Raw genomic sequence first — 25,734 nt, 5'->3', positions numbered from 1 at the left:
TCGAAGCGCAGGCCGCGCCGCTCCAGCTGGCGCTGCCAAATGGGCTGCTGCCGGTGCAGCAGGGCACTGAGGTCGGTCTGGGCCAGTTGGCCCGGTGCCCCTCCCCTCGGCTCACCTGGGCGGCGCTGCAGCTCGGTGGCCAGGAAGATCAGACCGAAGCGGTCGATCTGCTCGCTGCACTCGGTATCGATCTGCTCCAGCCTGCTGCGCACCAGGGCCGGCAGATCCGTCCGGCGCAGCAGGGAGCGGATCAGGGTGCGGATCGTGGCCAGGGGGGTGCGGACCTCATGGGTGAGCGCTTCCAGCAGAGCCAGTTCATGGCTCGATGCCTGAGCCCCGGTCGGGGTGATCGGCTGCTCAACGGGCTGGAGGGTGAGGCTCGGGGCCATGGCCGACAGCCGCTCGGCCAGCCGCGGCCAGAACCGCAGCGCCGCGCCGTGGTCGCTGTGCAGGGGGCCGAGACGGGCCAGTTGGCCGCGCAGCCGCTCGGCGGCGGCCGGTGCCTGCGCCTCCAACCGCTCATGCACGAGGGCGAGCAGGTGCGACAGCACCTCGGCATCGAAGCGCACCACCAGGCGACGGCCGCGCGGCGGGCCGTCCAAGCAGAGGCCGACCTGCACGGTGGGGGTAATCACCACCAGCAGCGGGTCGAGGCCATCCTCGGCCTCCAGGGGCAGCCGTTCCAGGGGGGCGAGGTCGGTGGCTGGAGCGGTGAGCTGCTGCCCGGAGGGCAGCAGCGGTGGCGCACTGCGCAGCAGCTCCTCCAGCTCCGCCGGGGCCCAGATCCAGCCCTGCAGCCGGTTGAGCACCTGCGGCTCATGCAGGGCCGGCAGGGGGGCGGCCAGCCAGAGCCCCCGCAGGTTCTCCTGGGGCAGCAGCAGTTCGTTCTGCAGGNTCGACAGAGCTGCCCACCACTGGCGCCGCACGCTGTCGTCATCGCTGTGGCCGGGAGGCACCCCGTCGCTCAGGCAGTGGCGCAGATCATGCAGGCTCCGCATCGGTTGGTGCCTCCCGGGCCCCGCCTCACCAGTGGTTGTGGCGTAGGCGGCCCCGTCGGGCCACGGAGGCGCACAGCCCGATGGCGATCCAGTTCACCAGCATGGCCGAGCGGCCGTAGCTCAGCCAGGGCAGGGGGATGCCGGTGATCGGCCCGAGACCGATCGTCATGTTGATGTTCACCACCACCTGGAACATCACCATCGCGCCGATGCCCACCACCACCAGCGACTCCACATCGCTGCGGGCCCGGCCGGCGATCTGCAGCAGGTGCCAGATCCACACCACGAATGCCGCCACCACGAGCACCGAACCGATGAAGCCGGTCTCCTCGCCCAGGGCGCTGAAGATGAAATCGGTGTGCTGCTCGGGGATGAAGCGCAGCAGGGTGAGGTGGCCGCGCAGCAGGCCGGTGCCGAACACCCCCCCGGAGCCGATCCCCACCGTGCTCTGCAGGAGGTGATAGCCCCCGCCCAGTGGGTCCTTGGCGGGATCGAGAAACAGGGTGAGCCGATCGCGCTGGTGCGGTTGCAGCACGTTGTTCCAGAGCCAGGGGGTGGCCAGGGCGAACAGGCCCTGGATCGCCAGCACCATCGACAGGCCCACGGCTTTCCAGGGCAGGTTCTTCAGAGCCAGCCAGCCCATGGCCGGAATCCAGCCCAGCAGCAACCAGGGCAGCACCCCCGCCAGCACGGCGGTGATCACCGGCGAGATCAGCAGCACCACCCAGGCACCGGGCATCCCCGCCCAGAACAGCATCACCAGCAGAACAGCGCCGAACACCAGGGAGCTGCCCAGATCCGGCTGGATGAAGACCAGCAGCCAGGGCACGCTGATCAGGGCCACCGGACGGATCAGGTCCACAGGGCGCTCAACGGGGTGCCGGGCCAGCACCTGGGCCAGCAGCAGGATGGCCGCCACCTTGCAGAACTCCGACGGCTGCACGTTGAAGCCGGCGATGTTGATCCAGCTCTGGGCCCCGAGGNCGCTCACCCCCACGATCCGGACCGCGATCAGGCTGGCCACCATCGCTCCGTAGATGGGCCATTGCCAGCGGCAGAGCTGCTCCACGGGCAGCCTGGCCAGCAGCAGGGCGATTCCTGTGCCTACCGCAGCCGTGATCCAGTGCTGATACCAGTCGGCGTAGTCAGCCTGCCGCTGGGTGCTGGCGATCAGGATGCCGGCCACCAGCACCAGACCCCAGGGAATTCCCCAGAGCACCAGGTCCACATCGCCCAGCAGCCGGCGGCGGCCTCGACGCCGGCTGGAGAACAGGTTGCTGCGGCGCGGCCCGACCCCCAGCATCGGGATCAGGCCGGCACCCCGACCGGAGCCGCCAGCCGATCCGCCAGAGCCAGGAATGCCTGGGCCGTGAGCGACTCAGGGGCCCCGAGCACCACCGGCGTGCCGCTGTCGCCACCCTCCCGCACCGGCAGCTCCAGGGGCAGTTCGGCAAGCAGGGGCACGCCGGCTTCGGCCGCCAGGCTGGCACCGCCGCCGCTGCCGAAGATCGGATAGCGCTTGTCGGGGGCGTCGGGCGGGATGAAGCCGCTCATGTTCTCCACCACACCCAGCACCGGCACCCCCATCTGCACGAACATCGCCAGACCGCGGCGGGCATCGGCCAGGGAAACCTGCTGCGGCGTGGTCACGATCAGCACCCCGGCCATCGGCACGGCCTGAGCCAGAGTGAGCTGGGCGTCACCGGTGCCGGGGGGCAGATCCACCACCAGCACGTCCCGCTCTCCCCAGTCCACCTGATAGAGGAACTGGCGGATGATCCCGTTCAGCATGGGGCCGCGCCAGATCACGGGCTGGTCGGCATCGATCAGCAGACCCATCGACACCATGGCGATGCCGCAGCTCTCGATCGGGGTGAGCACCTGCTCGGCGCCCTCGCCGCGCACCACGGGGGTGCGATCGGCCACCCCCAGCATGGTGGGGGCATTGGGGCCGTAGATGTCGGCGTCGAGCAGACCCACCCGCAGGCCGCGGCGGGCCAGGCGCAGGCCAGGTTCACGGCGACGGTGCTCTTGCCCACACCGCCCTTGCCGCTGCTCACGGCGATCACCCGTTGCACACCGGCGATCGGCTGACGTGGCGGCAGCTGGCCGCCGGGGCCCGGCGCGGCGCCATGGCCGGCTCCGCCGATCGGCGCACCCTGATGGGCCGCTGCCGGCTGACCCACTTCGATCTGCACGTCGCGGATGCCGTCGATGGCCAGCAGACGCTCACGGGCTTCGGCTGCGATGCGGCTCTGCTGACTCTGCGCGAAGGAGGGCAGGCTGAGCCGGAACACCAGCCGTTCCCCCTGCAGGCGCGGCGGCTCGATCCAGCCCAGGTCGAGAAGGTCGCGACCGCTGCCGGCATCACGGATCGTGGCGAGGGCTGCGGTGGCCTGCTCCAGCGATGCCATCCACTCCGGTGTCGAGGAGGTTTGATCCTAGGGATCGCCCCCGACCCGGCCGGCTTGGCGGTGACAGTGGCTCTCGATCGCTTGTGCGGCGGCACGGCGGCCTGAAAGGGTGAGGGGGTTTCTGGCGTCCACGGGGCGCGGCAGCCATGGTTGAGGCCCTCGAGGCTCCCCCCACCGATTCCCGTCAGCGGGCGCGGGCCCTGCTGATGGGGCTGCAGGACTCGATCTGTGCGGGGCTCGAGCAACTGGATGGCGAGGGGCGTTTCCAGGAGGAGAGCTGGGAGCGGCCCGAGGGGGNTGGAGGCCGTTCGCGCGTGATCAAGGCCGGTCGGGTGTTCGAGCAGGGCGGCGTGAACTTCTCCGAGGTGGAGGGCGCCGAACTGCCTCCTTCGATCCTCGGCCAGAGGCCCGAGGCTCAGGGCCATCGCTGGTTTGCCACGGGCACGTCGATGGTGCTTCACCCGCGCAACCCCTATCTGCCCACGGTGCACCTCAATTACCGCTACTTCGAAGCGGGCCCCGTGTGGTGGTTCGGTGGTGGTGCCGATCTCACCCCCTACTACCCGTTCCTCAGCGACGCCCAGCATTTCCACCGCACCCTCAAGGCCGCCTGCGACAGCGTCCATCCGGCCTACTACGAGGTGTTCAAGCCCTGGTGCGACGAGTACTTCTTCCTGAGGCACCGCGGTGAGACCCGCGGCGTGGGCGGCATCTTCTACGACTACCAGGATCCCGCCGGGGTGCTCTACAAGGGCCAGGATCCCGCTGGTCCGGCGGCCGCGGCGAGCTCACGCATCGGTCCGATCCAGCAGAGCTGGGAGCAGCTGTTCCAGCTGGCCAGTGCCTGCGGCAATGCCTTCCTGCCCAGCTACGTGCCGATCGTGGAGCGGCGTCAGAGCACTGCCTGGGGCGAGCGGGAGCGCCAGTTCCAGCTCTACAGGCGCGGCCGCTATGTGGAGTTCAACCTGGTGTTCGACCGTGGCACGATCTTCGGCCTGCAGACCAATGGCCGCACCGAATCGATCCTGATGTCGCTGCCGCCGCTGGTGCGCTGGGACTACGGCTATCAACCCAAGGCCGGGAGCCGCGAGGCCCTGCTCACCGATCTGTTCACTCGCCCACAGAACTGGCTGGGCGACGAGGCACTCGCAGCCCGCTGCGCGCCACACCAGGCGGTGGACTGAGCGGGCTGAGGATGGCCGGGCCGGTCTCCTCGCCGCTTTCGGCTGCGGACGACTCCTGGGCCACGGCAGGCGTTCCGGCCTCGGGCGTTCGGCCCAGACCCCGCTCCAGAGCCTGCACCACCCGCGCGGCGATCGCGGCGATCGCCGCCTCACTGCGCCGGGGATCCCGCAGGGCTGACTCCAGAGGGCCTTCGAGCTTGCCGATCTCGAGGATGGCGATGCCGCGGCGCGGTGCCCCCAGACCATCGCGGTATTGAAGGGGATAGTCGCCGAAGGCGGCTGCCAGGCTCTCGTCGAGCCGGCTGGGTGGGCGGTGCAGCGGCGGGATGAGGCCCGAGCCCACCCCGTCGGGGCCGTAGGCGTCGTAGTGGATCTCCAGGGCGTAACCACCACCCTCCACATGGGCCTTGCCCACGCTCCAGTTGGTGCGGGGGTCGTCAGCGTCGTGGATGGTGCGCAGCGGCGGCTCGTAGAAGCGGATCGCCAGCCCCCGGCGCCGGCCCTGGTCCACCACGGCCCTGGCTGTGAGCAGGTTCCAGTGGAGCTCGTCGCGGATGCCGGCCTCCATCGGCGCGGCACCGAGCAGGTCCACGGCCTCGCCACCGGTGCCGGCACCGGCGATGCCCTGGGAATCGGCGTGGCCGGCGAGCACCAGGATCTCGGTGTCGGCGGGCAGAGGTCGCAGACCCAGCCAGTCGCGGCTGAGTCGGCTGCGGGGGCCGGTGAGGGGATCGATTCCGCCGGGAGCCGGGGTGCGGGCCGGCACGCCGGGCGTCAGGGTCACAGCGGCGGCCAGGCCGGTCGCTCCGAGCAGTTTCCACCAGAACGACAGGTCCATGGCGTCAGATGGGGGAGGCGAGCAGGTTGGCGTCGCTGAACAGGCCCAGCTGAGGTCCCAGCTCCAGTTCCAGGGCGATGAGCTCGTCGCGATGAGCCCGCAGCTTCACGGCGCTGCCGGTGGCGCTGTCGTGACTGATCAGCCGCAGTTCCACCGCCTCCTCCCGTTGGGCTCGTCGCCGGTAGAGCACACCGGCCAGGGGGCCCAGCAGGGCCAGCAGCAGCGGCCACCAGCTCAGCAGCGGCCAGAGCTGACGGAGCACAAGCCCCAGGCAGGCGGCACCCACGCTGCCCAGCAGCGAAAGCAGCAGGGCCAGGGCCGGGCTGGAGGCCACCGCCGCGCGGTACACCAGATGGCGCCGCTCCGGGTCGCCTCCGGCGGCTCGCCAGCCACGCTGTTCCAGCCAGGAGATCAGGGCCGGCAGCACCTCGAGCGCTGGTCGGGAACTTCGCACCTCCACCGTGGTGGTGCGGTCCTTGCTGGCGGCGCGTAGGAAGAAGAGCAGTCCCACGGCCAGGAGCAGGGTGAGCAGCAGGGTGGAACCGGAGCTGGCCATCGATTCATTCTGGCGGCCGGGCAGCATGGTCGCAGCGCACCCTGGCCGATGACCGCAACCCCCACCAGCAACCTGCCCGCTCCGGCCCGCTTCGCCGTGTTCGACGGCGACCTCGACGCCGAATGGGCCACCCTCTACGCCGGCGCACGCGCCCTGGCTATCGACACCGAGGCGATGGGGTTGATCCATGGTCGCGACCGGCTCTGTCTGGTGCAGATCTGTGATGACAACGACAACGTGTGCTGCATCCGCCTGGCCCGGGGCCAGAGGGAAGCGCCACGCCTGCGGGCGCTGCTGGAGAACCCTGCGATCGAGAAGGTGTTCCATTTCGCCCGCTTCGACGTGGCCGCCCTGGCGGAGAACCTCGGCATCACGGTGGCGCCGATCTTCTGCACCAAGGTGGCCAGCCGCCTGGGGCGCACCTACAGCCCCAGGCACGGTCTCAAGGAGGTGGTGCAGGAGCTTGTGGGAGTGGAGCTCGACAAGCAGGCCCAGAGTTCCGACTGGGGACGGGTTGAGGATCTCAGCGAGGTCCAGCTCGCCTATGCCGCCGGCGATGTGCGCTATCTGCTGCCGGCTCGCGACCGTCTGGAGCAGATGCTGCGGCGGGAGGACCGCTGGGAACTGACCCAGCGGTGCTTCGGCTGCATCCCCGTGATGGCCGAGCTCGACCGCAACCGCTTCCACCTGCTGTTCGAACACTCCAGCGGCGGCAACCGCTGAGGGGTGCTCCCCCTGGCCGCGGCGCTCAGTCTTCGGTCATGAAGTTCTCCTCGCTGCTCACCGCTTCCAGCAGCGAGGTCAGGAGGGCCTGTGTGCCGGCACTGTTGGCCTGGGCCTCGGCGAGCAGCTCCTCGGCCAGGGCGAGCTTGGCGGCGGTGTCACGCAGTCCCGCCTGGGCGGCCTTGATGTCGACCCGGCGGCGGGCTGCGGCCAGGCTCACTCCCAGTGCGGTGGCCAGCCGGCCGCAGGCGGTGTTGTAGGCCCGATCGGGAATGCCCGCCATTGCAGGTGCCATGCAGCTGTGCTGGGCATCATCCCAGCCGTGCTTCCAGCAGGCGCTGCTCCACCAGTGCCGCCAGCCGCTCGCTGCCGCCACACCGGCCCATGCGGCGACGGCCCCGTTCGCCCAGTTGGCGCCGCAGCGCCGGATCCCGCAGCAGCCGCCGCAACCGTTCAATGAGCTCGGCCGGGCTGTGACAAGGCTGCACGGCGCCCCCCAGCAGACGGTTCTGCCGCCGTGCAAAAGCGGCCGTGAACTGGGGCCCGGGCCCGGCAACGACAGGGCCGGGATGCCCAGCCCCACGACCTGTTCGGTGGCGGTGCCCGCGGTGGCCAGGGCCAGCTCGGCCCAGGCGGCCCAGCGGTCGAAGCAACCTGGCCCCAGCAGCAGTTCCAGCTCGCCCACTCCCCAGCAGCCTAGGGCCCCGACCGCCGCCGCGCCAGCGCTGAGGGGGCGAGGCTGCAGCCCGGCCTCCGCGATCAGCGTGCTCCAGCTCTCGACGCCGGGCCGGTGGCCGCAGGCCAGCAGCACGGTGGCGGGATCGTGCCAGCCCATCGCCTGGAGCGTCGCCAGCAGCCGACGGGCATTGCGCAGCAGCTCCGGCTGACGGCTGCCGGGCAGGAGCAGCAGGCGCCGGCGCCGCGCCATCCACTCCGGCACAGGTTCCAGGTGGAAGCCATCGGTCATGGGGTTGCCCGGCGCCAGGGCCGCCACCCCGTGGCGCCGGAGTCCGCGGGCGGTGAGCGGATCGCGCACCGCCACCAGACGGCAGCGGCGGCTGCCCATCAGCGCCCACTCCCATGGATCCCATTCGCTGCCTTTGCAGCGGTGGTAGCCGTCGGCCAGGGGAGTGCGGCCCCATCCGGGCGGTGCCGATGTGGCCCAGGTGTAGTCGCTCTTGGGTGTGCCGATGAAGCCGAAGCGGCTGCCGCTTCCCCAGGCCAGCAGCAGCGGCAGCAGATCGCCCACCGCCAGGAGCGGCAGCCCCTGGCGGCCCCAACGCTGCACCACAGCGGCCTGGCGGCAGCTGAGCCCGGCCACACCGGCAGCGAGATCCTGCAGCAAGCCGGTCAGGCTCTGGTTGCTGAAGCCGCCGCTGGGCAGAGCCCGCGTCGGCCCGATCCGCTGCACAGCCCCCGTCGCGACCGCAGCACTGAAGGCCTGCCCCTCCCCCACCAGCGGCAGCACGCTGATGGCCCGATCCGGCTGTCTGCGCCGCAGCGCCTCGACCACCCGCAGAGCGATCAGATCCTCGCCATGGCCGTTGCTCAGAACCAGCAGACCGGGGCCCATGGCATGGCTGATACGATCCGCTGCAGGGGAGTTTGATCCCCGATGGCGGCATGGCCAAGTGGTAAGGCAGAGGATTGCAAATCCTTTACCCCCAGTTCGAATCTGGGTGCCGCCTCTTCAACCCGCCCCGGCAGCGTCATGCCGACCAGCAGCGACATTCCATCCGGCCCCCTCAGGGTCTGAGTCGGGCCTCGGCAGACCACGGGGCTGCGTTCGGCTGCGGGGGTTCGAGCCGGGCATTGCAGCGGATCGTTTGTCGGTCGAGCAGGCACTGGCCCCGGGCCAGCCTGGCCAGCGGCAGCTCTTCCGCCAGCCCCCGGCCGTCGAAGCGGCTCCAGGCCACGCTTGTCAACCGCAGCTGCAGGGGGTGATCCGGCGGGAGGCAACGTCCGTCGGCGCCGCACCGCATCGGCTGCTGGCCCGCCCCAAGCAGACCCGAGAATGCCAGCTCCCGGCTGGCCAGAGGACCGCCCTGGCCGGGTCCCACGAAGCGGGCTGTAAGCAGACCCTCCTGATTCTGCTCCAGTTCCAGCTCAAGGCAGCGGTGCGTCCGACCGTTGGCCGTCATCGTGCAGTGCCGCACGGGCCCTTCCCAGCGGCCGAAGCCCTGGCCGGCAGCTGCCAGCGCGGCGAAGGCCAGAGTTCCAGCGGCTGCCTGAGCGGCCCGGATCGCAGCGTTGGAGGGGGCCAGGCCCATGCCTGGGTCTCAGTAGCCGGAGTCGGCCACGCAGTACCCCTCGCAGCTGATGCCGTTGCTGGCAGTTCGCCCGCAGTGCGAACACAGCACCGGATCCTGGGGCTGTGCTGCCGCTGCCCCGCTCACGGTGGCCTGGGCAGCTGGCGATGGGGCCGATGGCTCCAGCTGGCCGGGGCCGGGGATCATGGGGGGCTGCAACATGGGGCTGCCACGGCATCGGCAGGGGTTCCACCATGGCGCATCCAGGGATCGGCGTGGGGACGTGGGCCTGGGGCAATCAGCTGATCTGGGGTTATGACCCCCGCGCCGATGACGAGCTGGAGCTCACCTTCAGCCAGGCCGTGGCCTGCGGATTGCAGCTCTTTGACACCGCCGATTCCTATGGCACCGGCCGCTTCACCGGTCGCAGCGAGACCCTGCTCGGCCGTTTCGCAGCCACCCTTCCCAGGGAGCAGCGCCAGCGGCTCTGTCTGGCCACGAAGCTGGCCCCATTCCCCTGGCGCCTCGGACGCCGTGGGTTCGATCGGGCCCTGGCCGCCTCCGAGCAGCGCCTGGGAGGCCGTATCGACCGGGTGCAGCTGCATTGGAGCACCAGCNGTTACGCACCCTGGCAGGAGGGTCCGCTGCTCGATGGCCTGGCCGAGCAGGTGGTCGCTGGTCGGATCGCCGAGCTGGGCCTCTCCAACGTGGGTCCCGCCCGCCTGCGGCAGATCCATCGCCGTCTGCAGGCGCGGGGCATTCGGCTCACCAGCCTGCAGGTTCAGCTCTCGCTGCTGTGCCGCCAGGCCCTGGAGCCCGGCGGGGTGGCCGAGGTGTGCCGCGAGCTCGGGGTGGACCTGATTGCTTACAGCCCGCTGGCCCTGGGTCTGCTGGCCCGGATCGACACGTTGCAGACACTCCCAGTTGTCGGCCCACGACGGTGGCTGTTCCGGCGTCTGGCCCCTGCCCTGCCGCCGCTCCTGCAGCTGATGGCGGAGATCGGATCGGCCCACGGGGCCCCGCTGGCCGCGGTGGCTCTCAACTGGTGCCGCGCCCACGGGGCGATGCCGATCCCGGGGCTGCGTCGACCGGAGCAGGTGGCGGTTGTGGCCCAGGCCCTGACCTGGCAGCTGCAGGAGAGCGAACGCGAAGCCCTCGACCGCCAGGCCGGCCGCATCGCGGCGGCGATGCCGGCCAACCCGTTCCAGAGCGCCTGATCCCCAGCGGCAGGGGTGCCTGAGCCGCTGCGTCAGCAGGCTTCCGGTGCCGGTGTGAGCACCACCGGCATGGTCTGGTGCCGCCCCATCACGGCATGCGGCTCCGCCCCGGTCTCGTCTCCTACTGCCGGGCTGATCGGCGCGCTGTCCGGTCCACAGGCCTGCAAGGCCTCCTGTACCAGGGAATCGAAGGTGGCGCCAGGCAGACGGTGGCGGGCCAGTTCCATGAATGCCCTCGCCAGGGATTCCCCGGCTGCCGCCCGCAGGGCCGGGTTGTTCTGCCGCAGCTCCTGCTCCTCCTCGATCGCCCGGATGAAGCGTTCGGTCACATCGCGTTTCGTGGTCGCCCGGATACGTGTGTCCTGTTCGGCCTGGCTGAGGAAGGGCTGGGCCTCAAGCTCCTCCAGACGACGGATGAGGCTGGCGAGCACCTCATGGGCTTCCCGGCCGATGCGTGCCAGCTGGCCATCGGAGAGACGGGGAAGATCGGCCACATACACCTTGCCGTGATCGCGCAGGGCCAGAAAGGTGGGGCGATGGCCACCGCTGCGCTGGTTGGGCGTGATCACATCGCGGGGNCGCTGGGGACGGATCGGCGGCGTCGGACCGGCGGAACTGCGCCGTCGGGTGATCCGCTGGCTGCTGCNGAGGGGGNATGGACCGGAATTAAGGGGCGAACGATTCATGGATGTCCTCTTGCGTCTACGGATTTGCGCCCTGGTCATCGGAGCGCGCCTGCAATCTGGCAGCGTTCGGGGCAGGTTCAGATCGGTAAACCCGACAGCTGAGCTCCGCCGTCGGAGCCGAGCAGAATCTCGCCGAGCGGCCAGGCCTTGTGGCCGGCTTTGAGGCAGGTCTGCAATGTGGCCTCCAGAGCCGTCGACGGCACCACCAGGCAGAAGCCCACACCGAGGTTGAAGGTCTTCCAGAGGTCGGCCTCCGGGACCTCGCCGGCCTCCTGCAGCCAGCGGAAGATGGGTGGCCGTGTCCAGCTGGTCGCATCCAGCACCGCTTGCACGCCAGCGGGGAGGCAGCGGGGCAGGTTTTCCGGCAACCCCCCGCCGGTGATGTGGGCCATGCCCCGCAGCGGCACAGCGGCCTGCTGCAGCGCCTTCACCAGCCCTCCATAGAGCCGGGTGGGGGCGAGCAGCGCCTCGATCAGGGGGCGCCCATCGCCCGGCAGCGGCGCGGAGGCATCCACCCCGGCCATGGCCAGGATGCGTCGCACCAGGCTGAAACCGTTGCTGTGCACGCCGCTGCTGGCCACCGCCACGATCCGATCCCCCGGTTGGATGCTGCGGCCATCGATCACCGCGTCGGCCTCCACCACCGCCACGCAGAACCCGGCCAGGTCGTAACGGCCGGGTCCATAGAAGCCCGGCATCTCCGCCGTCTCGCCCCCCAGCAGGGCACAGCCGCTCTGGCGGCAGCCGTCGGCGATGCCCTCCACCACCTCGGCCATTGCCTCGGGGCTGAGCTTGCCGGTGGCGATGTAATCAAGAAAGAAGAGCGGCTCGGCGCCGCTGGTGATCACATCGTTGACGCACATCGCCACCAGGTCGATGCCCACGTCATGGTGGCGGCCATGGGCCTGGGCCAGTTCCAGCTTGGTGCCCACTCCGTCACTCCCGGCTACCAGCAGGGGTTGGCGCAGCCTGCCGGCAGGCGGCAGAAGCCGCCGAAGCCCCCCAGTCCGCCCACAACCTCGGGGCGGTGCGTGGCCTCCACGCTGCGGCGGATCCGTTCCACGAAGGCACGGCCCGCCTCCACGTCCACGCCAGCGGTGCGGTAATCCATGGCTTTCGCCGGTTGCTGCTGTGCCGATCCTCCGATGGCGCCGCCCTTGGCGAGTGGACGCCTGGCCAATCGGCACAGGCGACGATCAGCCGGGCTTATGTACTTGATTCGATTCACTGATCAATGGGTGGTTGCCTTGTGCGCCTCGGCCCCCGTGGCAACTTGCCGGTCCCTTTTGATGAACATTCCTGATCGGTATTGAGGGACGATTTGTCGCTCAAAACCGCGGTGATTTGCCCTTAGTTTCTCCCTGCTGTCATTTCTCGATAGGAACTCCACGGCGAATCGCATCCCGAATGGGGTATGGGCATGAGCAACTCGCGAAGCCCCATTACCTCTTCATGCCAGCTCATCTCCTGGCGATGCCGACCCAACGCCTGTGATGCACGGATTCCGTGCCTGCTGCCCTGCAGCGTGTTCCGCTTGTTATGCGACGAACCTTTTCTCTTGGGGCTCTCTCCCTGCTTCTCTCCGGCAGCGCCTGGTGCCTGCCATCTCCGAGCAGGCCCTGGCGACCACCCGCGAGGCCTCGCCCAAAGGCCTGCCCACGGCATCCGACGTCGCGGTGAGGACCGAGCTTGCGATCCGCGAGGTTGACCAACTGTCCCTCCCAGAGCAGCCGGTTGAGCAGCCTGTCCCCGCGCCGATCGCGCCGGCCCCCCCACCGGCACCGCGTGTGCTACAAACCAGCACCGGCAAGGCCAGTTGGTACGGACCGGGGTTCTACGGCAATCGCACCGCCAATGGTGAGGTCTTTCGTCCCGGAACGATGACGGCGGCCCACCGCACGCTGCCCTTCGGCACCCGGGTAAGGGTCACCAACCTCAACAACGGCCGCACCGCCGTGGTGCGCATCAACGATCGCGGCCCCTTCCACGGCAGCCGTGTGATCGATCTGGCCCACGGAGCTGCCACGCAGCTGGGCGTGGTCTCCAGTGGCCTGGCCCGCGTGAAGCTGGAGGTTCTCCAGTGAGGCACCTGGNCTGACGCCCTCTCCAGGTCTGCTCCCGGACGCCNATCCGCCAGCCTGGCGGATGGGTTTTCGATGACTTTGAACGTTTGGCCATGGAGTGTCTGCAGTCGCTGGCCGCCCTGCGTGCCTGGCGGTGCCGCCAGAGCCGACCGGTGCATTTCGTCCCCACCATGGGGGCGCTCCATGACGGGCACGCTCAGCTGATCCGCAGGGCCGCCCGTCCGTTGGCTGACGCTGAGCCCCTTGTTGTGGTCAGCGTGTATGTGAATCCTCTGCAGTTCGGCCCGGCTGAGGATTTCGAGCGCTACCCGCGCAGCCTGGAGGCTGATCAGGCGGTGGCCGCTGCAGCTGGCGCAGCCCTGTTCTGGGCACCCAGCGTGGCGGAGATGCAGCCGGGCGGATCTGAGGAGATCACCCGGCTGAGTCCGCCGGCGTCGCTGCAGGCGGTGCTCTGCGGCCGCAGCCGGCCGGGTCATTTCGACGGGGTGGCCACCGTGGTGGCCCGCCTCCTGGCGCTGGTGCGGCCCCAGCGGCTGTTCCTTGGGGAGAAGGACTGGCAGCAGCTGGTGATCCTGCGTCGTCTGGTCAACGATCTGGGCCTGCCCCTGGTGGTCGAGTCGGTGGCGACCGTGCGCGAGGCCGATGGCCTGGCCTGCAGCTCCCGCAACCGCTACCTCACCGCTGCCGAGCGCCGGCAGGCCCTCAGCCTGCCCCAGGCTCTGGCCGAGGCGCGCCGTCGCTGGCTGCTGGAGCCGCGCCGCCCTGTTCACGAGCTGGTCAGCGGGGTGCAAGGCCAGCTTCAGGGCGCTGGCCTGGTGGTGGATTATGTGGAGCTGGTGTGGGCCCATAGCCTGGTGCCGCTGCCGCCGGCGGAGCCGCTCCCAGCGGGGCTGATCCTGCTGGCGGCTGCTGTGCATTGCGGGGCGACCCGTCTGATCGATCACACCCTGTTGATGAGCCGCTCGCCGATCGTTGCCATTGATGGACCGGCGGGAGCCGGCAAGAGCACCGTCACCAGAGCCTTCGCGCGGCGCCTGGGACTGATCTATCTCGATACCGGTGCCATGTACCGGGCCGTGACCTGGTGGGTGCAGCGCCATGGCGTCGCCCCCGACGACCCCGACGCCGTGGGGTCCCTGCTGGCCGACCTCGACCTGCAGCTCAGCGCCGGCCGCGACGGCGAGCAGCTGGTGCGCATCAACGGCCACGACGTGACCACGGCGATCCGCAGCCCGGAGGTCACGGCCCAGGTGTCGCTGGTGGCGGCCCTCGGCTGCGTGCGGGAGGCTCTCACTGCTCAGCAGCAGGCGATGGGCCGCCGCGGCGGGCTGGTGGCCGAGGGACGGGACATCGGTACGGCCGTGTTCCCTGATGCGGAACTGAAGGTGTTCCTCACGGCCACCACGGCCGAGCGGGCCCGTCGCCGGGCTCTCGATCTCGAGCAGCGCGGCTTTGCGGTGCCGCCGCTGTCGGAGCTGGAGCATCAGATCGCCGAGCGTGACCGGCTGGATTCCAGCCGCGAGGTGGCGCCTCTGCGGATGGCTGCGGATGCGGAGGAGCTCGTCACCGATGGCATGACGATTGCGAGTGTGATTCAGGCGCTGGTGGATCTCTTCCGCCAAAGGGTTCCTGAGGAGGTCTGGCCGTCCCCCTGAGCGGATGGCCGTCCCGGAGGCGGGCCACGGTGGCCTGCCGTTGTGCCGTCAGAGGCCCCGGAGATCGCTCTGCAGCAGCTCCTCCAGCAGCCCGCCGCAGGCGTCCTCCAGCAGATCGAGCACCTGCTCGAACCCCTCGGCCCCGCCGTAGTAGGGGTCCGGCACCTCCCTGGCCTGGAAGCGCCGGCAGTGCCGCACCATCGGCTCGATCCGTGCCAGGCCAGGGGTCGGGCCCAGCTGGCTGGCCAGGGCGCGTACCTGGGCCAGGTTGTCGGCATCCATCGTGAGGATGCGGTCGAAGGCCGTGAGGTCGGCGAGATCGAGCTGCCGGGCCCGGCTGGGCAGGGTGATGCCCCGTCGGGCAGCTGCGGCCCGCATGCGGCTGTCGGCTGGCTTGCCCACGTGCCAGCCTCCGGTGCCCGCCGAATCCACAACGAAGTGAGCATCCAGCCCCTCACGTGCCAGCCGATGCAGAAAGACCCCCTCAGCGGCTGGCGAGCGGCAGATGTTGCCGAGGCAGACGAACAGGATCCGCTGAGGGGGCCGCGGGTGGGTGGTCATGATCGGCGCAGACGGCTGAGGGCCAGGCTGGCTCTGAGCTGAACCACCCGAGGGTTGCCTTCGGCGGCTTGGCTGAGTCTCACCAGGCTTGCCTCGGCCCGTTGCCAGTGCTGCGAGGGCGGATCCAGGTGCGGCGCCAGGCTCTCCAGACCCACCGCCACCGCATAGCGCACCACCCACTCGCCATCCCCGGTGGCCGCCTCCAGGGCCGCCAGGCAGCGCGCGCCGATCGCCTGCCTGAGAGGCGCGGGCAGCGGTGCCAGCTTCAGGCTGCCCAGACCCTTGGCTGCCGCGCGTCTCACGCTGGCAGCCACGTCGCTGCCGAGGGCATCGATCAGGACATCGAGACCACGCACGTCACCGATCCCGGCGAGGGCTCGCACGGCCCAGGCTCGTGCACCGTAATTCTCCGGATCGAGCTCCAGCAGCGCCTCCACGGCTGCCGGCCCCAGGGCGATCAGCCCATCCACGGCGGCCACCGCGGCGCCGGGATTGTTGAAGCCCAGCACCTCCACCAGCACGGGAGCCGCCGCAGCCTCGCCGCAGCAGGCCAGTTGCCGGGTGGCCATCAGCAGCGCTTCGCTGCTGATGGCCTGCTGTACGGCCTCGATCAGGGCGCTGATCGGATGCGTACTCAGGTTCTCCGGCTCCATGTCACTCACAGCAGGGCATCCATGCAGGCCAGCAGGGCTGCTTCGCCCGGTTCGCCGCGGCCCTGCTCCACCAGGCCCCGCAGGGCGATCAGCTTGAGGCTGTTCTCCGCCAGGGTGTGGCGGATCGCCTCGAGCGCCGGTCGCCAGCCGGCGGCACCGAGGTCCATCAGGGCGGCGCGGCGCACCTGCAGCTGGGGGTGCTCCAGCAGCTCCAGCAGCAGCTGGCCCCAGCGCTCCTCGCCGCTGAGCTGCAGCAGGGTGCGGGCGGCGGCGCTGCGGATCAGCGGCCGCTCATGATTCACGAATGGCTCCACTACCCCCACAACCGCCGCGCTGCGGATGCCGATGTCGCCCAGGGCCTCCAGCAGGGCCTCGCAGGGCTCCTTCAGCCGCGGCGTACCGGGTTCGAGTGCTCCGGCTACCCCCGGACCGCTGGCGAGCCGGCGGCACAGCGCTGGCACGGCCGCTTCGGCGCGGAGTTCTCCGAGGGCACGGGCCGCCGCTTCCCGGAGGCCATGGTCGGCATCCTCGAGGGTGGCGAGCAGATCGGGAATGGCGTCGTGAGCGGCCGGCGCCAACTTGCCGAGGGCGCGCGCGGCATTGCGGGCCACGGCGTTCTCCTCGACGCCGGCTCCCGGATCGCGTGGCTTGCGCTGGCGCAGGGCGAGGCGCAGCAGCGGCACGGCCTCCGGGTGTCGGCTCCGCATTCGGCCCAGCCACCAGGCCCCGTAGTACTGCTGTGACGGGTCGCTGGTCTGGCGCAGGCGCTCGATCGCCTCGGCTTCGCTGATCGGCTCACCGGCGCGGGGTTCCTGAGCGGAAGCTGCCATGGACTCGGCAGAACGGAGCTTCGATGATCGCAGGTCAGCAAAAAGGCCCCCATCGGGGGGCCTTGGGAAGCAATCGCTGAGTGAATCAGACGAGAGCGGCGATGGCGTAGTCGATGTAGTTGTTGGCGATCACCCCGGGGTCGCCGGAGATGCCGTGGTTGGCCTTGATGTAGTTCAGGGCCTCGACGTACCAGGAGGGGGAGAGTTCGAAGGCGCGGTTGATCTCGTCGAGACCGGCGATCAGGTACTCATCCATGGGGCCGGTGCCACCAGCCACGAGGCAGTAGGTGACCATGCGGAGGTAGTAGCCGATGTCACGGGCGCACTTGGCCTTGCCGCGGGCGTCGGAGGCGTAGTTGCTCCCCTGCATCTGGGTGGTGTAGGGGAACTTGTTGTAGACGGCCTGGGCGGCGCCGTTCACGAGGGAATCGGCATTGGCGGTGAGCACCTTGGCAGCCTCGAGGGCGTTCTTGGCGCGCTCGAAACGACCGAAGGCGGCGTTGAGCTCAGTGTTGGAGAGGAAGCGGCCCTGGGAATCAGCGGCGGCGACGGCCTCGGTGAGGGGAGTCTTCATTGGAGAGAAAGAAGATGATTTGAACCGTGAATCAGGAAGGATCCCGAGGATTCAGGCCGATCAGCCGACAGCGGCGGCGGCGCGATCGAAGTAGGTGCCGATTTCGCTCATCAGAGCGGAGCAGTCGCCCTGGGTGATGCCGTTGCGATCGTTGGCGATGGCGATGGCGGCGTCCTTCATCTTGCGAACGCCTTCTGCCACGGAGGCACCGGGCACGCCGAGGGCCAGATAGGTTTCACGCAGGCCGTTGAGGCAGCGATCTTCCAGCACGGAAGCGTCGCCGGTGAAGACGGCGTAGGTGACGTAGCGGAGGATGATCTCCATGTCGCGCAGGCAGGCACCATGCGGCGATGGGTGTAGGCGTTACCGCCGGGTGCGATCAGAGCGGGCTGCTGCTCGAAGAGGTCGCGAGCGGCGTTGGTGACGATCTTGGAAGCGTTGGAGGTGATGCGGTTGACGGCATCCATCCGCTTGAAGGAGTCGCCGACCATCGCCGAGAGGGCGTCGATCTGACCAGCGTTGATGAATTCGCCGCGGGCATCAGCCTGCGCAACGACCTTAGTGAAGGCGTCGAACATTGAAGAGCTCCTGTTCTCGACGGGGGAGTCGGGGAGGGTGGACAAGGTGTGCAAAGCACGACACCATTGTTCTGAAAGTCCGTGGCGTGATCGCCATCGCTTCACAAAGGGTCACCGGCTGGTTCGCTCGCCGGCTTTCCCTCTGTCAGCCGGTTTGATGGCAGCAAGCCCGGCTGAACAAAAAGCCCCGGTGCCCAGCATGCAGCTGGACACCGGGGTGCGATTGGATGTGCAGTGTTGCTGGTTCTGCGGCTCAGTTCACCGGCGTCACGCTGGTGACCCTGCCGCCCTGACGGTGGATCGTCTGCTGGGCCTCCAGCATCTTGTCGAAGGTCACGAAGCGCACGGTGTTGGCACGCTTGTGCAGCCGGTAGTTGTTGAGCCCACTCACTTCCACCCGATAGACCCGTGCCTTCTGGCCGATGCCCTGGGCCATGGTGGTGATTGCGGAGGCGGCAATCGAAGCTGGCTGGCTGGCGGCCGTGCCGGCGCTGGGGCTCACCACCGGTACGGCCCGGTCCTGGTGGAGTGCGGCGCCGAGCTTGAACTGGGTGCCGGCTGGATCGCCCTTCACAGAGGCGGCCACACCCCGGGCCAGTTGCATCAGCCAGGAGAACTGCCGGCCTTCATGACCTCTGGAGTAATCCCAGCCATGCAGGTAGGGCACGGTTTCCTCACCGAAGCGCGCCTGATACTCAGCGCTGTCGATGTAGGAATCGATTTCGGCGTCCACACCCTGCTCCTGCAGGATCGTGAAGTGGTGCAGCATCTCGGCCTTGTTCTGTGGCGCGCGACCGAGCAGGTGCTTGTGGTTGAGCTCGATGAAGTGATACGGGTTGCAGTTCTCGAAGAACCGGCTCCGGTAGAGGCCGCTCTTGGCAACACTGCGCACGAACTCGCGCACACTCAGGTAGCCGTTCTTGAACAGTGACTCTGCCTGGGTGAGACGTTCGCTGTCCATCACATATTGGTTGCCGAGCACCTGTCTGTACACGGCCCGGATCAGCATCGCTTTGTCTTCCTGGGAGCTGATGGCCCAGTTCTCCTTGTTGCGGTCATCGGCAAAGCGCTCGATGCCCAGGTAGGAGGCATTGACCAGCGTCATTGGGGTGGGTCTGGCAGGGGAGGAGAGCGGGTCCTTTCAAGTGCGGTGGCAGGGCTGCACTGTCGGACACGTCGTCTTGAGGCTATGGCGAATCCCTCTCGCAGCCGCCAGGAGCTTTGACGATCTTTACACCATCAAGCTCAGGCCGATCTTTTTCCGCGCCGCCGATCCGTGCCCAGCAAAAAGGCCCCCATCGGGGGGCCTTGGGAAGCAATCGCTGAGTGAATCAGACGAGAGCGGCGATGGCGTAGTCGATGTAGTTGTTGGCGATCACCCCGGGGTCGCCGGAGATGCCGTGGTTGGCCTTGATGTAGTTCAGGGCCTCGACGTACCAGGAGGGGGAGAGTTCGAAGGCGCGGTTGATCTCGTCGAGACCGGCGATCAGGTACTCATCCATGGGGCCGGTGCCACCAGCCACGAGGCAGTAGGTGACCATGCGGAGGTAGTAGCCGATGTCACGGGCGCACTTGGCCTTGCCGCGGGCGTCGGAGGCGTAGTTGCTCCCCTGCATCTGGGTGGTGTAGGGGAACTTGTTGTAGACGGCCTGGGCGGCGCCGTTCACGAGGGAATCGGCATTGGCGGTGAGCACCTTGGCAGCCTCGAGGGCGTTCTTGGCGCGCTCGAAACGACCGAAGGCGGCGTTGAGCTCAGTGTTGGAGAGGAAGCGGCCCTGGGAATCAGCGGCGGCGACGGCCTCGGTGAGGGGAGTCTTCATTGGAGAGAAAGAAGATGATTTGAACCGTGAATCAGGAAGGATCCCGAGGATTCAGGCCGATCAGCCGACAGCGGCGGCGGCGCGATCGAAGTAGGTGCCGATTTCGCTCATCAGAGCGGAGCAGTCGCCCTGGGTGATGCCGTTGCGATCGTTGGCGATGGCGATGGCGGCGTCCTTCATCTTGCGAACGCCTTCTGCCACGGAGGCACCGGGCACGCCGAGGGCCAGATAGGTTTCACGCAGGCCGTTGAGGCAGCGATCTTCCAGCACGGAANCGTCGCCGGTGAAGACGGCGTAGGTGACGTAGCGGAGGATGATCTCCATGTCGCGCAGGCAGGCAGCCATGCGGCGATGGGTGTAGGCGTTACCGCCGGGTGCGATCAGAGCGGGCTGCTGCTCGAAGAGGTCGCGAGCGGCGTTGGTGACGATCTTGGAAGCGTTGGAGGTGATGCGGTTGACGGCATCCATCCGCTTGAAGGAGTCGCCGACCATCGCCGAGAGGGCGTCGATCTGACCAGCGTTGATGAATTCGCCGCGGGCATCAGCCTGCGCAACGACCTTAGTGAAGGCGTCGAACATTGAAGAGCTCCTGTTCTCGACGGGGNAGTCGGGGAGGGTGGACAAGGTGTGCAAAGCACGACACCATTGTTCTGAAAGTCCGTGGCGTGATCGCCATCGCTTCACAAAGGGTCACCGGCTGGTTCGCTCGCCGGCTTTCCCTCTGTCAGCCGGTTTGATGGCAGCAAGCCCGGCTGAACAAAAAGCCCCGGTGCCCAGCATGCAGCTGGACACCGGGGTGCGATTGGATGTGCAGTGTTGCTGGTTCTGCGGCTCAGTTCACCGGCGTCACGCTGGTGACCCTGCCGCCCTGACGGTGGATCGTCTGCTGGGCCTCCAGCATCTTGTCGAAGGTCACGAAGCGCACGGTGTTGGCACGCTTGTGCAGCCGGTAGTTGTTGAGCCCACTCACTTCCACCCGATAGACCCGTGCCTTCTGGCCGATGCCCTGGGCCATGGTGGTGATTGCGGAGGCGGCAATCGAAGCTGGCTGGCTGGCGGCCGTGCCGGCGCTGGGGCTCACCACCGGTACGGCCCGGTCCTGGTGGAGTGCGGCGCCGAGCTTGAACTGGGTGCCGGCTGGATCGCCCTTCACAGAGGCGGCCACACCCCGGGCCAGTTGCATCAGCCAGGAGAACTGCCGGCCTTCATGACCTCTGGAGTAATCCCAGCCATGCAGGTAGGGCACGGTTTCCTCACCGAAGCGCGCCTGATACTCAGCGCTGTCGATGTAGGAATCGATTTCGGCGTCCACACCCTGCTCCTGCAGGATCGTGAAGTGGTGCAGCATCTCGGCCTTGTTCTGTGGCGCGCGACCGAGCAGGTGCTTGTGGTTGAGCTCGATGAAGTGATACGGGTTGCAGTTCTCGAAGAACCGGCTCCGGTAGAGGCCGCTCTTGGCAACACTGCGCACGAACTCGCGCACACTCAGGTAGCCGTTCTTGAACAGTGACTCTGCCTGGGTGAGACGTTCGCTGTCCATCACATATTGGTTGCCGAGCACCTGTCTGTACACGGCCCGGATCAGCATCGCTTTGTCTTCCTGGGAGCTGATGGCCCAGTTCTCCTTGTTGCGGTCATCGGCAAAGCGCTCGATGCCCAGGTAGGAGGCATTGACCAGCGTCATTGGGGTGGGTCTGGCAGGGGAGGAGAGCGGGTCCTTTCAAGTGCGGTGGCAGGGCTGCACTGTCGGACACGTCGTCTTGAGGCTATGGCGAATCCCTCTCGCAGCCGCCAGGAGCTTTGACGATCTTTACACCATCAAGGCTCAGGCCGATCTTTTTCCGCGCCGCCGATCCGTGCCCAGCAAAAAGGCCCCCATCGGGGGGCCTTGGGAAGCAATCGCTGAGTGAATCAGACGAGAGCGGCGATGGCGTAGTCGATGTAGTTGTTGGCGATCACCCCGGGGTCGCCGGAGATGCCGTGGTTGGCCTTGATGTAGTTCAGGGCCTCGACGTACCAGGAGGGGGAGAGTTCGAAGGCGCGGTTGATCTCGTCGAGACCGGCGATCAGGTACTCATCCATGGGGCCGGTGCCACCAGCCACGAGGCAGTAGGTGACCATGCGGAGGTAGTAGCCGATGTCACGGGCGCACTTGGCCTTGCCGCGGGCGTCGGAGGCGTAGTTGCTCCCCTGCATCTGGGTGGTGTAGGGGAACTTGTTGTAGACGGCCTGGGCGGCGCCGTTCACGAGGGAATCGGCATTGGCGGTGAGCACCTTGGCAGCCTCGAGGGCGTTCTTGGCGCGCTCGAAACGACCGAAGGCGGCGTTGAGCTCAGTGTTGGAGAGGAAGCGGCCCTGGGAATCAGCGGCGGCGACGGCCTCGGTGAGGGGAGTCTTCATTGGAGAGAAAGAAGATGATTTGAACCGTGAATCAGGAAGGATCCCGAGGATTCAGGCCGATCAGCCGACAGCGGCGGCGGCGCGATCGAAGTAGGTGCCGATTTCGCTCATCAGAGCGGAGCAGTCGCCCTGGGTGATGCCGTTGCGATCGTTGGCGATGGCGATGGCGGCGTCCTTCATCTTGCGAACGCCTTCTGCCACGGAGGCACCGGGCACGCCGAGGGCCAGATAGGTTTCACGCAGGCCGTTGAGGCAGCGATCTTCCAGCACGGAAGCGTCGCCGGTGAAGACGGCGTAGGTGACGTAGCGGAGGATGATCTCCATGTCGCGCAGGCAGGCANCCATGCGGCGATGGGTGTAGGCGTTACCGCCGGGTGCGATCAGAGCGGGCTGCTGCTCGAAGAGGTCGCGAGCGGCGTTGGTGACGATCTTGGAAGCGTTGGAGGTGATGCGGTTGACGGCATCCATCCGCTTGAAGGAGTCGCCGACCATCGCCGAGAGGGCGTCGATCTGACCAGCGTTGATGAATTCGCCGCGGGCATCAGCCTGCGCAACGACCTTAGTGAAGGCGTCGAACATTGAAGAGCTCCTGTTCTCGACGGGGGAGTCGGGGAGGGTGGATAGGGAGTCAGGTTGGCGTCACCCAGAGGCGGCACCGCTTGAGGACATCGGGATGGCCTCGGTGTGCTGCTGCCAGGCACTCGTCAACTTGACGGAGCCATTCTTGGCCCTGATCAGCGCAGGCTGAGAGCTCTTTAACAAACGGTCACCGGCCGAGATTCCCACTGCGGCGGGCCCTCTGCCATGCCGGTGCGGGTCGGGCTCCCCTGCGTGGATGCCATGAAAAAGGCCGTACGCCTTCGCGCACGGCNTTGAGCATCCAGGGGCTGGAAGCTGGTGGAGGGAGACGATGACTTTCAGTCGTCCGACTTCTTGGACGACTTCTTGCGGGCCGGAGCGGCCTTGGCCTCGAGGTCGCCGCCATTCACGCTCACGCCGGTGATCTTGCCACCCATGCGCTGCACCATCTGCATGGCCTCGTTCATGCGGGTGTAGGGCACGTTCATGACCACGTCCGCGGTGCGCGAGTAGGCGATGTTGTTCATGCCGGTCACCGTGAATGTGACCTGGCGGCCACTGTTGAAGCTGGTGCCGCGGGTGCCTGCAGAGACCTTCATGGCTTCAGGGATAATCAGGGCTGAGGTTGATGTGTGTGGCAGAGACCGCGGTTCAGTTCACCGGAGTGATGCTGGCGATGCGCCCACCTTCGCGATGGATCTGCTGCTGATATTGCAGCAACTTGTTGAAGGGGATGAAGCGCACACGGTTGCTGCGCTTGTGGAGGCGGTAGTTGTTGAAGCCGCTGATCTCCACGCGGAATGTCCGGCCCTCTTCGCCGGCTCCCACCCCCTGGCGGGTCACACCGTCGGTGGCCACCTTCCGGAACACGGCACCGGCGGCGTTGGGGCTCACCACCGGCAGGGGCTGCTCGGCATGCACGGCCGGGTTCAGACGCGACTGGGTCTTGAGCAGGTCGCCCCGGACCGAGGCGCCCACCCCCCGGGTGAGCTGCAGCATGTAGGAGAACTGGAGGCCCTGCTGGCCCGCTCCGTAGTTGAAGCCGTGCAGGTAGGGCACCACTTCCTCGCCGAAGCGTTCCTGGTACTCGGCGCTGTCGATGTAGGAATCGATCTCGGCGTCGTAGCCCTGCTCCTGCAGGATCGTGAAGTGATGGAGCATCTCGGCCTTGTTCTGGGGGGCGCGGCCGAGCAGATGCTTGAAATTGAGCTCGATGAAGCGGTAGGGATTGCAGTTCTCGAAGAACTTGCTCTTGTAGAGGCCGCTCTTGGCCACCTGGCGCACGAACTCCCGCACGCTCAGATAACCTCGCTTGAACAGCGACTCAGGCCCCTCCAGTCGCTCGCTGGCCATGACGTACTGATTGCCCAGCACCTGCCTGTACACGGCACGGATCAGGGCCGCTTTGTCGTTCTCGGTGGCGTTGGACCAGTTTTCCGTGGTGCGGCTGTTCTGGAAGCGCTCGATGCCCAGGTAGGCGGCGTTGGCGAGGGTCATGGGCTGGAGGGGCCGGTGGATGGGAGCCGGAGCGGCTGGTGGCAGGCAACTGTGGGCAGGACGTTGCCGGTGGGCAGTTGCTGAGCAGTTGCTGATCGGATTGACAGGCAGGCCAGGGCCATGGCCGGCACTGACTGTTGCCGGATCCTATGGGCCTGCTTCCATCCCAAGAGCAGGCTTTCACAATCGTTACAAGTTGGGCCACTGGCGTCTCGATCCAGCGTCGATACCATCCGCCCATCTGCCGTTTCAGCCATGACTGCGGCGTTGCCGGCTCCCGCCACGCTCAGCCCATCTCTGATGCGCCTCGCCATCCAGATTCAGAGCCTCTCAGAGCTCACCGAATCGCTGGCCTATCGCCTGCTCGAGTTGGAGGAGCGACTGGCGGTTCAGGAGCTGAAACTGCAGCCGCTCCTGCAGACAGGCAGCAGTGCCCAGAACGGTGAGTCGGCCGACACCGAGCTGCGCCTGGAGGATACCGAGGAACGGCTTGCACGGCTCGAGGCCCTGCTGAGCGGCCTGGCAGGCTCCGCCCCGACCGCACTCCGCCAGGAGGCCGCGGTGCTGCCGCTGCAGCAGAACGGCGACGCGACCTTCTTCGAGGAGGGCGAGCAGCTGTTCATGGATGAGCTGCCCGACGAGCTGGACTGCCTGGATTCTGAACTGGATGGCGAGCCCGACGCCCCGTACGCGCTCGTGGATGAGCCGGAACTCGATCCCTATTCCGATCGCCTCACGGCCTGAGTGCCTGTAGCCAGCTCTCTGGGATCTCACTGCTGTAGTCAGCCACCCGTTCGAACTCGAATTCGCCTGCCAGCGAGCCCCACACGAGCTCATGCGATGCGGGGTCATGCCCCCGGTCCAGCGTGCGCATGCCGCTGCTGCTCAGTTCGAGCCGGCTGACCAGATAGGTCGTCTGCCCCTTGCGCTCCACCAGGCAGCGGCAGCCTGGCTCCACCTCGCCCACGAAGCCGTCGCCATGCTCGCGCACCACGTAGGCGCAGCCNTCGAGGGGTTGGAGATCGGCCGGCTGGATGCGGCTGCGCAGCTCTGCATCATCGATGGCGCCCCAGAAGCGCTGGTCATCCACCATGNCCTGGTTGTGGATCACCAGNCCGTTGGGGCCCAGTTCGGGCCGCAGCACGCGTAGTCGATAGGGGGTGGCAGGACTGATCGCGTAGCTCTGGTCGAGCAGCAACGAACCCGGCGCCAGCTGCGGCAGCGGCCTGAACTTCACCAGGATGTGGGCGTAGAGAGGCGGATTCTCGAAAGCCTGCTGCTGGTTGCTGAAACCGGCGCTGAGCAGGCGCACCAGGCGGAGAAGGGGGGTGTCCAAGGGGCGGCTCGGGTGTCGACGGGGCTCAGAGACCGAGCAGGCGGAGGCGGAAATCGGCCACCTGGCGAGCCCTCTCCGGGGCAGTCTGCTGGAAGGGATGGTCCTCCAGCTGGGCCAGGATCAGATCCCGCTTCTCCTGGCGCTCGAGCCCGTGGCCGGGCTGGCGGCGCTCATGCTGCTGCCAGGCTTCGTCAAACGCCTGGGCGAAGCTGTCGGCGTTGTTGAAGACCCGGGGGCCGGATTCTGTAGATGCGAAGGGATCGAAGGGCCGAGCCACGGCGTGGATCCGTTTCTGGAACGAA

The 25,734-nt window shown here is 67.8% G+C and carries 28 protein-coding genes, 1 tRNA gene and 3 pseudogenes; 7 read left to right on the top strand and 25 right to left on the bottom strand.

Annotation, left to right across the window (positions count from 1 at the left end; translation table 11 throughout):
- The 3 genes and pseudogenes from SYNGFB01_RS02615 to SYNGFB01_RS02605 all read right to left on the bottom strand — a co-directional run.
- Positions 1 to 998, bottom strand: a 998-nt coding sequence (locus tag SYNGFB01_RS02615; protein ID WP_048016802.1) for a histidine kinase, incomplete at its 3' end; no start/stop codon positions are given.
- A gap of 25 nt (positions 999 to 1,023) precedes the next feature.
- On the bottom strand, positions 1,024 to 2,301 hold the full coding sequence (rodA, locus tag SYNGFB01_RS02610) for a rod shape-determining protein RodA (RefSeq protein WP_048016801.1): 1,278 nt from the start codon (positions 2,299 to 2,301) through the stop codon (positions 1,024 to 1,026).
- Between the two features lie 5 nt (positions 2,302 to 2,306).
- Positions 2,307 to 3,412 (bottom strand): annotated as a pseudogene (locus SYNGFB01_RS02605) (P-loop NTPase).
- A 146-nt stretch (positions 3,413 to 3,558) separates the two neighbouring features.
- Between SYNGFB01_RS02605 and hemF the strand changes: the two are divergent.
- Positions 3,559 to 4,596: an oxygen-dependent coproporphyrinogen oxidase gene (gene hemF, locus SYNGFB01_RS02600; RefSeq protein ID WP_048016800.1), complete on the top strand. Its 1,038-nt coding sequence runs from the start codon at positions 3,559 to 3,561 to the stop codon at positions 4,594 to 4,596.
- Here hemF and SYNGFB01_RS02595 read toward each other — a convergent pair.
- Positions 4,523 to 5,434 carry a dehydrogenase gene (locus tag SYNGFB01_RS02595; RefSeq protein WP_200900039.1) on the bottom strand — a complete coding sequence of 304 codons (912 nt, stop codon included), beginning with the start codon at positions 5,432 to 5,434 and terminating at the stop codon, positions 4,523 to 4,525. The two genes, hemF and SYNGFB01_RS02595, sit on opposite strands and share 74 nt — an antisense overlap.
- 4 nt (positions 5,435 to 5,438) lie before the next feature.
- Complete coding sequence (locus tag SYNGFB01_RS02590; RefSeq protein ID WP_048016810.1) at positions 5,439 to 5,990, bottom strand: cofactor assembly of complex C subunit B; 552 nt, start codon at positions 5,988 to 5,990, stop codon at positions 5,439 to 5,441.
- A gap of 48 nt (positions 5,991 to 6,038) precedes the next feature.
- Between SYNGFB01_RS02590 and SYNGFB01_RS02585 the strand changes: the two genes are divergently transcribed.
- Positions 6,039 to 6,713, top strand: a complete 675-nt coding sequence (locus tag SYNGFB01_RS02585; protein ID WP_048016799.1) for a ribonuclease D — start codon at positions 6,039 to 6,041, stop codon at positions 6,711 to 6,713.
- Between the two features lie 25 nt (positions 6,714 to 6,738).
- Here the strand turns inward: SYNGFB01_RS02585 and SYNGFB01_RS02575 are convergent, their stop codons facing one another.
- The gene (locus tag SYNGFB01_RS02575; protein ID WP_369795462.1) at positions 6,739 to 8,286 is read right to left on the bottom strand and encodes a lipid-A-disaccharide synthase-related protein; all 1,548 of its coding nucleotides are present in this window, start codon (positions 8,284 to 8,286) and stop codon (positions 6,739 to 6,741) included.
- A 44-nt stretch (positions 8,287 to 8,330) separates the two neighbouring features.
- On the opposite strand from SYNGFB01_RS02575, the gene SYNGFB01_RS02570 reads away from it, so the two are divergent.
- Positions 8,331 to 8,401 (top strand) — tRNA-Cys (locus tag SYNGFB01_RS02570).
- 57 nt (positions 8,402 to 8,458) lie between these two features.
- Here SYNGFB01_RS02570 and SYNGFB01_RS02565 read toward each other — a convergent pair.
- Together SYNGFB01_RS02565 and SYNGFB01_RS14775 are read right to left on the bottom strand one after the other, a co-directional pair.
- On the bottom strand, positions 8,459 to 8,983 hold the full coding sequence (locus SYNGFB01_RS02565) for a hypothetical protein (protein WP_048016797.1): 525 nt from the start codon (positions 8,981 to 8,983) through the stop codon (positions 8,459 to 8,461).
- Positions 8,984 to 8,992: 9 nt separating this feature from the next.
- A complete protein-coding gene (locus tag SYNGFB01_RS14775; protein WP_048016796.1) occupies positions 8,993 to 9,184 on the bottom strand; it encodes a hypothetical protein in 192 nt (63 codons plus the stop codon).
- 32 nt (positions 9,185 to 9,216) lie between these two features.
- On the opposite strand from SYNGFB01_RS14775, the gene SYNGFB01_RS02555 reads away from it, so the two are divergent.
- Positions 9,217 to 10,179, top strand: coding sequence for an aldo/keto reductase (locus SYNGFB01_RS02555; RefSeq protein ID WP_048016795.1), 963 nt, complete (start codon positions 9,217 to 9,219; stop codon positions 10,177 to 10,179).
- Between the two features lie 32 nt (positions 10,180 to 10,211).
- Here the strand turns inward: SYNGFB01_RS02555 and SYNGFB01_RS02550 are convergent, their stop codons facing one another.
- Both SYNGFB01_RS02550 and purM read right to left on the bottom strand, forming a co-directional pair.
- Positions 10,212 to 10,865: a hypothetical protein gene (locus SYNGFB01_RS02550; protein ID WP_048016794.1), complete on the bottom strand. Its 654-nt coding sequence runs from the start codon at positions 10,863 to 10,865 to the stop codon at positions 10,212 to 10,214.
- A 77-nt stretch (positions 10,866 to 10,942) separates the two neighbouring features.
- Positions 10,943 to 11,976 (bottom strand): annotated as a pseudogene (gene purM, locus SYNGFB01_RS02545) (phosphoribosylformylglycinamidine cyclo-ligase).
- A gap of 481 nt (positions 11,977 to 12,457) precedes the next feature.
- Between purM and SYNGFB01_RS02540 the strand changes: the two are divergent.
- Together SYNGFB01_RS02540 and SYNGFB01_RS02535 are read left to right on the top strand one after the other, a co-directional pair.
- The gene (locus SYNGFB01_RS02540) at positions 12,458 to 12,949 is read left to right on the top strand and encodes a septal ring lytic transglycosylase RlpA family protein (RefSeq protein ID WP_369795464.1); all 492 of its coding nucleotides are present in this window, start codon (positions 12,458 to 12,460) and stop codon (positions 12,947 to 12,949) included.
- 92 nt (positions 12,950 to 13,041) lie between these two features.
- On the top strand, positions 13,042 to 14,604 hold the full coding sequence (locus SYNGFB01_RS02535; protein WP_048016793.1) for a bifunctional pantoate--beta-alanine ligase/(d)CMP kinase: 1,563 nt from the start codon (positions 13,042 to 13,044) through the stop codon (positions 14,602 to 14,604).
- 48 nt (positions 14,605 to 14,652) lie between these two features.
- Here SYNGFB01_RS02535 and SYNGFB01_RS02530 read toward each other — a convergent pair whose 3' ends face one another.
- From SYNGFB01_RS02530 to SYNGFB01_RS02465, 13 genes and pseudogenes are all read right to left on the bottom strand, one after another.
- On the bottom strand, positions 14,653 to 15,165 hold the full coding sequence (locus tag SYNGFB01_RS02530; RefSeq protein WP_048016792.1) for a low molecular weight protein-tyrosine-phosphatase: 513 nt from the start codon (positions 15,163 to 15,165) through the stop codon (positions 14,653 to 14,655).
- On the bottom strand, positions 15,162 to 15,818 hold the full coding sequence (locus SYNGFB01_RS02525) for a HEAT repeat domain-containing protein (RefSeq protein WP_048016791.1): 657 nt from the start codon (positions 15,816 to 15,818) through the stop codon (positions 15,162 to 15,164). The genes SYNGFB01_RS02530 and SYNGFB01_RS02525 overlap by 4 nt, the downstream gene beginning before the upstream one ends.
- 5 nt (positions 15,819 to 15,823) lie before the next feature.
- A complete protein-coding gene (locus tag SYNGFB01_RS02520; RefSeq protein WP_048016790.1) occupies positions 15,824 to 16,648 on the bottom strand; it encodes a HEAT repeat domain-containing protein in 825 nt (274 codons plus the stop codon).
- Between the two features lie 85 nt (positions 16,649 to 16,733).
- The gene (gene cpcA / locus SYNGFB01_RS02515) at positions 16,734 to 17,222 is read right to left on the bottom strand and encodes a phycocyanin subunit alpha (RefSeq protein ID WP_048016787.1); all 489 of its coding nucleotides are present in this window, start codon (positions 17,220 to 17,222) and stop codon (positions 16,734 to 16,736) included.
- Positions 17,223 to 17,282: 60 nt separating this feature from the next.
- A pseudogene (locus tag SYNGFB01_RS02510) lies at positions 17,283 to 17,800 on the bottom strand (phycocyanin subunit beta).
- Between the two features lie 253 nt (positions 17,801 to 18,053).
- Positions 18,054 to 18,905, bottom strand: coding sequence for a phycobilisome rod-core linker polypeptide (locus tag SYNGFB01_RS02505; RefSeq protein ID WP_048016788.1), 852 nt, complete (start codon positions 18,903 to 18,905; stop codon positions 18,054 to 18,056).
- A 226-nt stretch (positions 18,906 to 19,131) separates the two neighbouring features.
- Entirely contained in the window at positions 19,132 to 19,620 is a 489-nt protein-coding gene (gene cpcA / locus SYNGFB01_RS02500; protein WP_048016787.1) for a phycocyanin subunit alpha, read from the bottom strand.
- A 60-nt stretch (positions 19,621 to 19,680) separates the two neighbouring features.
- Entirely contained in the window at positions 19,681 to 20,199 is a 519-nt protein-coding gene (locus SYNGFB01_RS02495) for a phycocyanin subunit beta (RefSeq protein WP_048016789.1), read from the bottom strand.
- Between the two features lie 253 nt (positions 20,200 to 20,452).
- Positions 20,453 to 21,304: a phycobilisome rod-core linker polypeptide gene (locus SYNGFB01_RS02490; RefSeq protein ID WP_048016788.1), complete on the bottom strand. Its 852-nt coding sequence runs from the start codon at positions 21,302 to 21,304 to the stop codon at positions 20,453 to 20,455.
- 227 nt (positions 21,305 to 21,531) lie between these two features.
- The gene (gene cpcA / locus SYNGFB01_RS02485; protein WP_048016787.1) at positions 21,532 to 22,020 is read right to left on the bottom strand and encodes a phycocyanin subunit alpha; all 489 of its coding nucleotides are present in this window, start codon (positions 22,018 to 22,020) and stop codon (positions 21,532 to 21,534) included.
- Positions 22,021 to 22,080: 60 nt separating this feature from the next.
- Positions 22,081 to 22,599 (bottom strand): phycocyanin subunit beta, encoded by a 519-nt coding sequence (locus tag SYNGFB01_RS02480; RefSeq protein WP_048016786.1) that lies wholly within the window; start codon positions 22,597 to 22,599, stop codon positions 22,081 to 22,083.
- A 338-nt stretch (positions 22,600 to 22,937) separates the two neighbouring features.
- Positions 22,938 to 23,198, bottom strand: a complete 261-nt coding sequence (locus tag SYNGFB01_RS02470; RefSeq protein ID WP_048016784.1) for a phycobilisome linker polypeptide — start codon at positions 23,196 to 23,198, stop codon at positions 22,938 to 22,940.
- Between the two features lie 52 nt (positions 23,199 to 23,250).
- Complete coding sequence (locus SYNGFB01_RS02465; protein ID WP_048016783.1) at positions 23,251 to 24,096, bottom strand: phycobilisome rod-core linker polypeptide; 846 nt, start codon at positions 24,094 to 24,096, stop codon at positions 23,251 to 23,253.
- A gap of 255 nt (positions 24,097 to 24,351) precedes the next feature.
- Here SYNGFB01_RS02465 and SYNGFB01_RS02460 point away from each other — a divergent pair, with 255 nt between their 5' ends.
- Positions 24,352 to 24,840, top strand: coding sequence for a hypothetical protein (locus SYNGFB01_RS02460; RefSeq protein WP_152669474.1), 489 nt, complete (start codon positions 24,352 to 24,354; stop codon positions 24,838 to 24,840).
- Here SYNGFB01_RS02460 and SYNGFB01_RS02455 read toward each other — a convergent pair.
- Both SYNGFB01_RS02455 and SYNGFB01_RS02450 read right to left on the bottom strand, forming a co-directional pair.
- Positions 24,830 to 25,432, bottom strand: a complete 603-nt coding sequence (locus SYNGFB01_RS02455; protein ID WP_048016781.1) for a chromophore lyase CpcT/CpeT — start codon at positions 25,430 to 25,432, stop codon at positions 24,830 to 24,832. The genes SYNGFB01_RS02460 and SYNGFB01_RS02455 overlap by 11 nt on opposite strands.
- Positions 25,433 to 25,457: 25 nt before the next feature.
- Entirely contained in the window at positions 25,458 to 25,709 is a 252-nt protein-coding gene (locus tag SYNGFB01_RS02450) for a hypothetical protein (RefSeq protein ID WP_048016809.1), read from the bottom strand.
- Positions 25,710 to 25,734 lie beyond the last annotated feature (25 nt).

The organism is Synechococcus sp. GFB01, assembly GCF_001039265.1.
Lineage (GTDB): Bacteria > Cyanobacteriota > Cyanobacteriia > PCC-6307 > Cyanobiaceae > NIES-981.
The sequence above is the reverse complement of the archived record's forward strand: the minus strand, read 5'-3'. Positions and strand labels throughout refer to the sequence as shown.

Bases quoted from the DNA above. Each gene is read 5' to 3' on its own strand.
- SYNGFB01_RS02595 (WP_200900039.1), bottom strand. From the start codon at position 5,434: ATGGACCTGTCGTTCTGGTGGAAACTGCTCGGAGCGACCGGCCTGGCC.
- SYNGFB01_RS02590 (WP_048016810.1), bottom strand. From the start codon at position 5,990: ATGGCCAGCTCCGGTTCCACCCTGCTGCTCACCCTGCTCCTGGCCGTG.
- SYNGFB01_RS02585 (WP_048016799.1), top strand. From the start codon at position 6,039: ATGACCGCAACCCCCACCAGCAACCTGCCCGCTCCGGCCCGCTTCGCC.
- SYNGFB01_RS02575 (WP_369795462.1), bottom strand. From the start codon at position 8,286: ATGGGCCCCGGTCTGCTGGTTCTGAGCAACGGCCATGGCGAGGATCTG.
- SYNGFB01_RS02565 (WP_048016797.1), bottom strand. From the start codon at position 8,983: ATGGGCCTGGCCCCCTCCAACGCTGCGATCCGGGCCGCTCAGGCAGCC.
- SYNGFB01_RS14775 (WP_048016796.1), bottom strand. From the start codon at position 9,184: ATGTTGCAGCCCCCCATGATCCCCGGCCCCGGCCAGCTGGAGCCATCG.
- SYNGFB01_RS02535 (WP_048016793.1), top strand. From the start codon at position 13,042: ATGGAGTGTCTGCAGTCGCTGGCCGCCCTGCGTGCCTGGCGGTGCCGC.
- SYNGFB01_RS02530 (WP_048016792.1), bottom strand. From the start codon at position 15,165: ATGACCACCCACCCGCGGCCCCCTCAGCGGATCCTGTTCGTCTGCCTC.
- SYNGFB01_RS02525 (WP_048016791.1), bottom strand. From the start codon at position 15,818: ATGGAGCCGGAGAACCTGAGTACGCATCCGATCAGCGCCCTGATCGAG.
- SYNGFB01_RS02520 (WP_048016790.1), bottom strand. From the start codon at position 16,648: ATGGCAGCTTCCGCTCAGGAACCCCGCGCCGGTGAGCCGATCAGCGAA.
- cpcA (WP_048016787.1), bottom strand. From the start codon at position 17,222: ATGAAGACTCCCCTCACCGAGGCCGTCGCCGCCGCTGATTCCCAGGGC.
- SYNGFB01_RS02505 (WP_048016788.1), bottom strand. From the start codon at position 18,905: ATGACGCTGGTCAATGCCTCCTACCTGGGCATCGAGCGCTTTGCCGAT.
- cpcA (WP_048016787.1), bottom strand. From the start codon at position 19,620: ATGAAGACTCCCCTCACCGAGGCCGTCGCCGCCGCTGATTCCCAGGGC.
- SYNGFB01_RS02490 (WP_048016788.1), bottom strand. From the start codon at position 21,304: ATGACGCTGGTCAATGCCTCCTACCTGGGCATCGAGCGCTTTGCCGAT.
- cpcA (WP_048016787.1), bottom strand. From the start codon at position 22,020: ATGAAGACTCCCCTCACCGAGGCCGTCGCCGCCGCTGATTCCCAGGGC.
- SYNGFB01_RS02470 (WP_048016784.1), bottom strand. From the start codon at position 23,198: ATGAAGGTCTCTGCAGGCACCCGCGGCACCAGCTTCAACAGTGGCCGC.
- SYNGFB01_RS02465 (WP_048016783.1), bottom strand. From the start codon at position 24,096: ATGACCCTCGCCAACGCCGCCTACCTGGGCATCGAGCGCTTCCAGAAC.
- SYNGFB01_RS02460 (WP_152669474.1), top strand. From the start codon at position 24,352: ATGACTGCGGCGTTGCCGGCTCCCGCCACGCTCAGCCCATCTCTGATG.